This window comes from Flavobacterium celericrescens (assembly GCF_011392075.1).
Classification (GTDB): domain Bacteria; phylum Bacteroidota; class Bacteroidia; order Flavobacteriales; family Flavobacteriaceae; genus Flavobacterium; species Flavobacterium celericrescens.
On record NZ_JAAJBV010000016.1, the window covers coordinates 1 to 1,476 of the forward strand.

The window sequence follows — 1,476 nt, forward strand, 5'->3', positions numbered from 1 at the left end:
TTCCGTCTCCGTTTGGATCTGGATTCTCAAACTCTGTATCTACTAAGTCACCATCATCATCTACATCTAAGTAGTCTGGTGTACCGTCACCGTCTGTGTCTTGTGCGTCAGAAGGGTTTCCGTCTCCATTTGGATCTGGATTCTCAAACTCTGTATCTACTAAGTCACCATCATCATCTACATCTAAATAATCATCGATTCCATCGCTATCTGTGTCTTGTGTAGCTCCTGTGTTAGGGTTACCATCTCCGTCTGCATTTGGATTTTCGAATTCTGTATTTACTCCGTCGTTATCGTCATCGATATCTAAATAATCATCGATTCCATCGCCATCTGTATCTTGTGTAGCTCCTGTGTTAGGGTTACCATCTCCGTCTGCATTTGGATTTTCGAATTCAGTGTTTACTCCGTCGTTATCGTCATCGATATCTAAATAATCATCAATTCCATCGCCATCTGTATCTTGTGTAGCTCCTGTGTTAGGGTTACCATCTCCGTCTGCATTTGGATTTTCGAATGTTGTGTTTACTCCGTCGTTATCATCATCGATATCTAAATAATCATCAATTCCATCACCATCTGTGTCTTGTGTAGCTCCTGTTGTTGGATTACCATCACCGTCTGCATTTGGATTTTCGAATTCTGTATTTACTCCGTCGTTATCATCATCGATATCTATATAATCATCAATTCCATCACCGTCTGTGTCTTGTGTAGCTCCTGTGTTAGGGTTACCATCACCGTCTGCATTTGGATTTTCGAATTCTGTATTTACTCCGTCGTTATCATCATCGATATCTAAATAATCATCAATTCCATCACCGTCTGTGTCTTGTGTAGCTCCTGTGTTAGGGTTACCATCACCGTCTGCATTTGGATTTTCGAATTCTGTATTTACTCCGTCGTTATCATCATCGATATCTTGGAAATCATGTATACCATCACCATCTGTGTCAAGCATTACATACATTGGTCCTGAACCATCAATACCTCCTTCAACATTGTCTGGAAGTCCATTTAATCCAGTTGCACCATCTACCATACCATCATTATTAACATCTGCTTGACCATGACCCGCTTCAAATACATCGTTTACTCCATCACCATCAGCATCTAAATCAAGACTATCAATAGTTCCATCTCCATCAGTATCCAAAATTGGATTACCATTTTGCTCTTCTGTATCTGTAATACCATCATTATCATCATCAATATCTCCAGCATCGCAAGTACCATCTCCATCTGTATCAGTTCCGTCATTTAATGGTAAGCTATCTGATAATGGACCGAAGTTGTCTGTTCCTACTGAACAGTCATCACAGCCGTCTCCGTCTGAGTCTCCACAAATATCTGGGTTCGTATCGTTAGGATCTGTAGCGTCTAAAATTCCATCGTTATCATCGTCAGGATCTCCAGCATCACATAATCCGTCTGCGTCTGTATCAGTTCCGTCATTTAATGGTAAGCTATCTGATA

Annotated in this window: 1 pseudogene; it reads right to left on the reverse strand. The window is 40.7% G+C overall.

Going from position 1 to position 1,476, the window contains the following annotated elements:
* Positions 1-1,476: pseudogene (locus tag G4L40_RS12840) on the reverse strand (hypothetical protein); the annotation flags it as partial.